Source organism: Caballeronia sp. (genome assembly GCF_049581465.1).
GTDB lineage: Bacteria > Pseudomonadota > Gammaproteobacteria > Burkholderiales > Burkholderiaceae > Caballeronia.
Window position 1 is genome coordinate 1 of the sequence record NZ_JBAUSA010000086.1, and the last position, 5,699, is coordinate 5,699.

Below are 5,699 nucleotides of genomic sequence, written 5' to 3' on the forward strand. Positions count from 1 at the left end.
GAACGGGTATGGAGTCACGCAGAATTATCAAGAAGCACTGAAATGGCAAACGTCTGCCGCGCAGAAGGGCAATGCAGCGGGCCAGTTTAATCTGGGATTACTTTATCTTCGTGGGCAGGGAACCAAAGCCGATAAACGAGAGGCGCTTAAGTGGTTGCAACTATCCGCCGGGCAAGGGTACGACGCGGCAAAAACTCTACTAACCGAACTGCAGTAGGGCATTCCGACGTCCGTGGTCACGCACGTGGTCGCAACGGCTCAAACGGCGGGTCGGATCGCGCACCGGATCGATGCCGTTCTCGCGGCAGACGTCGAGAAAGGTTGCCAGGGACGTAGCGCCCTCAGGCTTGAGCGTGGGAATGTCGATGGCATAGAAGTCCGCGCCTCCGTTGAGGCCCAGGAATTCGCCGCGTACATGCCGGTGTCGGGTCGTAGGTGACGACGGCGCGATAACTGTCGATGCTTAGGATGTTCATGGTTTTACTGCGTGCGATTAGAGCCACTTGCGGATGCTGGCGATAGCCCCTTTGTCGGTGGTCGGCATTCCGGGACGCTGGCATCGAAACTGCTGAACTCCTTGGGCTATGAAGTAATCATGTAACAATGCGTAAGCTTTTCCGCATATCTCACCTTGCGCGAAGAACAACTTACAAACTTGAAATGCCAGAAAGTGGGCGATCCGCTATATTCGCACCCACCTGAACAAAGAACGGCTCAAGGCGCGCACTATGAAAAACACTTTTTCTTCCCGATTGCTTGCTGGCATCGCCGGTATGGCAATCGTTTCCGTCGCCAGCCTGGCGCACGCCGCCGATGTGCGGCTGGGCATCAACATCGGCATTCCTGCGCCGGTGTACGTCGTGCCGCAGCCTTACTACGCACCGCCTCCGCCGCCCGTGGTCTATGCGCCGGCGCCGGTGTACGTGCGGCCGCCACAGATCGTCATCGGGTGGTACGGCAATCGTTACTATGACGGCCGCCGTTACTGGGCGCGCGATGACTGGTATCGGCACCACGGCGGCCCGGGTTACGGGCACGGCCACGGCGGCTACGGCGGTCCAGGAGATGGTTACCGAGGGCAGGGCCCGAATCGTGGCTATGGTGGCTGAGTTCGGCTAACTGGCCGTCAAGCACACAAAGGCCGTCCCGCGAAAGCGGGACGGCCTTTTACTTGGTGCGCCCGGCATGGGCGCAATCCTTGACTGATCAAAGCTTCGCAGCGTTTAAACCTCAAAGACGCCACAAAACTCCGCGCACACACGAAACCCCTATTCGGCCGCCAGCCCAGACATGCCGCCGACAACCGCATTGAACCCACTGTCGACGTGAACGATTTCCGCGCTCATGCCCGCCGCCAGATCCGACAGCATGAACGCCGCCACATTGCCCACCTGCTCGATGGTCACATTGCGACGCAACGGCGCGTTGCTTTCCACGAAATCCAGGATCTTGCCAAAGCCCTTGATACCGCTGGCCGCGAGCGTCTTGATCGGGCCGGCCGAGATGCCGTTCACCCGCACGCCCTTTGATCCCAGCGATACCGCCAGGTAACGCACGCTCGCTTCAAGCGAAGCCTTGGCGAGACCCATCGTGTTGTAGTTCGGAATGGCACGCTCGGCGCCGAGATAGCTCAGCGTGAGCAGCGATGCGTCGTCGGACAACATGGATTGCGCGGCCTTGGCCAGCGCCGGGAAGCTGTAAGCGGAAATATCGTGGGCGATGCGGAAATTCTCGCGCGTCATGCCATCGAGGAAATCGCCACCAATCGCTTCACGCGGCGCAAAGCCGATCGAGTGAACGAGGCCGTCGAGATTTTCCCAGCGTTCCTTGAGCGAGACGAAGAGGGCGTCGATCTGGGCGTCGTCGCCGACGTCGCACGGGAACACGAGATCGCTGCCGAATTCCGTCGCGAACTCGGTGATACGGTCCTTGAAGCGGTCGCCGACATACGTGAACGCGAGTTCAGCGCCTTCGCGCTTGCACGCTTGCGCAATGCCATAGGCAATTGAGCGATTGGACAGCAAGCCTGTCAGCAGAATCCGTTTTCCAGCGAGAAATCCCATGAATGCTCCTAAAGAAGTCGATGTCGTGCCTGCCCGGTGCCCCGATACAATGCCGGGCGGGGGTTTTACGTAGATTAGAATTCTCTCACATTGCACGCAATGCGCCGTCCAGCGGCTGTTCGTTCAACGTTCTGCACAAGCCGTTTATTTATTCATTGTCAAAAGGCACTCATGGCGACTGGCTCCCGAAGAGTCTTCGGTCTTTTGTTTGCAAGCATTCTGGCTGGTTTCGCCGGCCTCGCAGTGTCGAACTCAGCGTTCGCGGTCTACGCGATCGCGCAATATGGCGAGCCGAAATATCCGCCCGGTTTCAAGCATTTCGACTACGTGAATCCCGATGCGCCGCACGGCGGCACGCTGGTCCTCGCGAACCCCGATCGCCTCACGAGCTTCGATAAATTCAACCCGTTCACGCTTCGCGGTAATCCGGCGCCTGGCCTGGGTTATCTCTTCGAGACCCTGACAACAGGCAGCCTGGACGAAGTATCGACGGCCTATGGCCTTCTGGCCGACGACGTGAGCGTGGCGCCCGACGGCCTGTCCGCCACGTTCCACATTAATCCGACCGCGCGTTTTTCCAACGGCGATCCCGTTACCGCCGACGACGTCAAGTACTCGTTCGAAACCCTCAAGAGTCCGCTGGCCGCGCCGCAATACGCCGTCTATTTCGGGCAGATCGCACAGGCCGTGATCGTCGATCCGCTGACTATTCGCTTCGAATTCAAGGAGCGCACACGCGAGATGCCGTTTATTGCTGGCGGTATTCCCGTGTTTTCGCGCAAGTGGGGCATGAAGCCGGACGGCAGCCACGTGCCGTTCGACCAGCTCGCGTTCCAGAAGCCGATTGGAAGCGGGCCGTATCTCATCGAAACGTATGACAACGGCCGTACGATTACCTATAAGCGCAATCCAGCCTATTGGGGCAGCGCGCTACCCGTTCGCGTGGGCACCTATAACTTCGAGCGCATCTCGTACAAGCTCTACTCCGATGGCGTCGCGCGGCTCGAAGCCTTCAAGGCCGGCGAGTACGACGCGCTGGTCGAGTACATTGCGCGTAGCTGGGTGCGTCGCGACATCGGCAAGCGCTTCGACAACGGCGAATTGATCAAGCGCGAATTCCGCAATCACAACGGCGCGGGGATGCAGGGCTTCTTCATCAATCTACGCCGGCCGATTTTCCAGGACGTGCGTGTGCGTCGCGCGCTCGATCTCGCCTTCGACTTCCAGTGGCTCAACCGGCAATTGTTCTTCAACCAGTACACCCGCACGGACAGTTTCTTCGTCAACACGGACCTTCAAGCGACGGGCACGCCGAGCGCGGGCGAGCTCGCGATCCTCGAGCCGCTGCGCCCGCAACTGGACCCCGCCGTATTCGGGGCAATGGTGAAGCAGCCCGACACCGACCCGCCTCATTCCTTGCGCGCGAACCTGATCGAGGCCCGCAAGCTACTCGCCGATGCCGGTTGGACCTACCGCGACGGCGCGTTGCGCAATGCGAAGGGCGAGCCGTTCGTATTCGAAATTCTCGACGATACGGGCGGTGGGGCATCGATGGAACCCGTCGCCGCCGTGTATCAGCGCAACCTGCAAAAGCTGGGCATCGTGGCGAATTTCCGAACGGTCGATTTCGCGTTGATCCAGAAGCGTCTGGACGCGTTCGACTTCGACATGACGAGCATCCGCATGCCGGACGTGCAGGTTCCCGGCACCGAGCAGGAATCGCGCTTTGGCAGTAAATCGGCGGATACGCAAGGTTCCGATAACTACATCGGCCTGAAGTCGCCCGCCGTCGACACGATCGTGCATACGCTGATCGGTGCGCAGACCCGGGAGCAACTCGTCGATGCCACGCACGCGCTCGACCGTGTGCTGATGCATGGCTACTATGTCGTCCCGCATTGGTACTCGGCCTCGCACAGGGTGGCGTACAGGAACACGCTCGCCTATCCGGCCACGTTACCGCTGTACTACACCGCAAATGACTGGATCACGTCGACGTGGTGGTTCAAGCCGTCGGCGGAGGCCAGGAAGTAGTTTCGAGCAATCAACCCCAAGCAATCAACCGGAGCGCCGCGCATGTGGAGCTACATCCTCAAACGCATACTTTTGATGATTCCGACTCTGCTCGGCGTCCTCACGCTGACGTTCGCGGTGATCCAGTTCGTGCCGGGCGGTCCGGTCGAACAAGCGGTGCACGACCTGCGGCGCGGCGAGCAGGGGCCGTCCTTCGGCATGCGCACGCATACGGGCGTGGATGCTCAGCAGGTCGCGCAACTCCGCGCGCTCTATGGCTTCGATAAACCGCCGCTGCAACGCTATTGGCTCATGCTCGGCCGCTTCGCGCGCTTCGATCTGGGCGACAGCTATTTCCGCCATCAAAGCGTGTGGTCGCTGATCGTGTCGAAGCTGCCGGTGTCGATCAGCATCGGCTTGTGGACGTTCTTCATTACCTACTTGATTTCCGTGCCGCTGGGGATCGCGAAGGCCGTGCGCAACGGTTCCCATTTCGACGTTGCCACGAGCCTGCTGGTGCTGGTCGGCTTCGCGATTCCCGGCTTTGTGCTGGGCGTGTTGCTGCTTGTGCTGTTCGGCGGCGGCTCGTTCTGGCAGTTGTTCCCGCTGCGCAATCTCACCTCCGATAACTGGGCCACGCTCAGCCTGGGCGGCAAGATCGCAGATTACCTGTGGCACATCACGTTGCCGGTGGTGGCGTCGGTGGTGGGCAATTTTGCGGTGATCACGATGCTCACCAAGAACGCGTTCCTCGATGAAATCCGCAAGCAATATGTGCTGACGGCGCGGGCGAAGGGGTTATCGGAGCGACGCGTGCTGTGGAAGCATGTGTTTCGTAACGCGCTGTTGCCGTTGATTGTCGGTTTTCCGGGCGCGTTCATTGGCGCGTTTTTCACAGGGAGCTTGCTGATCGAAACGCTTTTTTCCCTCGATGGCCTCGGTCTGCTCTCGTACGAATCCGTCGTGCGGCGCGACTATCCGGTGGTGCTCGGCACGCTTTATCTCTTCACGCTGATCGGCCTCGCGACCAAGCTGATCTCCGACCTCTGCTACGTCTGGGTCGATCCTCGCATTCAATTCGAACAACTGGAGCGCTGAGTTGAACCGATCCCTGCTCCGTACGCCCCGCGACAGCGACGCCCAGCCGCTCAGCTTGCCGCAATCCGTTACGCCCGGACGTCGCGTGTGGCAGCGCTTCCGGCGCAACCGGCTCGGCTTCTGGAGCCTCGTGATTTTCCTGGTCGCGTTCGCCATCAGCCTCGCCGGGCCGCTATGGTCGAACGACAAGCCGCTCGTCGTGCGCTATCAGGGCACGCTGTATTTTCCCTTAGTGAAGACCTACGCCGAAACCACGTTCGGCGGCGATTTCCCGACGCCCGCCGACTACCTCGATCCGTATATCCGCGACCGTTTTAGCCAGGGCAGCAACTTCGCGGTTTATCCACCGAACCACTATTACTACGACACGCTTAACTACTTTTCGAAGGGTTCGAACCCGGCGCCACCGTCGAAAGAGAACTGGCTCGGCACCGACGATCGCGGCCGCGACGTGTTCGCGCGACTCGTGTAAGGCTTTCGCGTGTCGGTGCTGTTCGCGCTCGTGCTGACCGCGATCGGCACGCT

5 protein-coding genes and 1 pseudogene are annotated in these 5,699 nt (G+C 60.2%); 5 read left to right on the forward strand and 1 reads right to left on the reverse strand.

Annotation, left to right across the window (positions count from 1 at the left end):
• Both WCA53_RS02050 and WCA53_RS02055 read left to right on the forward strand, forming a co-directional pair.
• Nucleotides 1-217, forward strand: a 217-nt coding sequence (locus WCA53_RS02050) for a tetratricopeptide repeat protein (RefSeq protein ID WP_423904955.1), incomplete at its 5' end; no start/stop codon positions are given.
• Between the two features lie 556 nt (nucleotides 218-773).
• Nucleotides 774-1,109 (forward strand): hypothetical protein, encoded by a 336-nt coding sequence (locus tag WCA53_RS02055; protein ID WP_423904961.1) that lies wholly within the window; start codon nucleotides 774-776, stop codon nucleotides 1,107-1,109.
• 159 nt (nucleotides 1,110-1,268) lie between these two features.
• Here the strand turns inward: WCA53_RS02055 and fabI are convergent, their stop codons facing one another.
• On the reverse strand, nucleotides 1,269-2,063 hold the full coding sequence (gene fabI / locus WCA53_RS02060; protein WP_423904957.1) for an enoyl-ACP reductase FabI: 795 nt from the start codon (nucleotides 2,061-2,063) through the stop codon (nucleotides 1,269-1,271).
• A gap of 171 nt (nucleotides 2,064-2,234) precedes the next feature.
• Here fabI and WCA53_RS02065 point away from each other — a divergent pair, with 171 nt between their 5' ends.
• The 3 genes and pseudogenes from WCA53_RS02065 to WCA53_RS02075 form a co-directional block, all read left to right on the forward strand.
• Nucleotides 2,235-4,097, forward strand: a complete 1,863-nt coding sequence (locus WCA53_RS02065; protein ID WP_423904959.1) for an extracellular solute-binding protein — start codon at nucleotides 2,235-2,237, stop codon at nucleotides 4,095-4,097.
• 42 nt (nucleotides 4,098-4,139) lie between these two features.
• Complete coding sequence (locus WCA53_RS02070) at nucleotides 4,140-5,174, forward strand: microcin C ABC transporter permease YejB (RefSeq protein WP_423904960.1); 1,035 nt, start codon at nucleotides 4,140-4,142, stop codon at nucleotides 5,172-5,174.
• A gap of 13 nt (nucleotides 5,175-5,187) precedes the next feature.
• A pseudogene (locus WCA53_RS02075) lies at nucleotides 5,188-5,643 on the forward strand (ABC transporter permease); the annotation flags it as partial.
• Nucleotides 5,644-5,699: the final 56 nt, after the last annotated feature.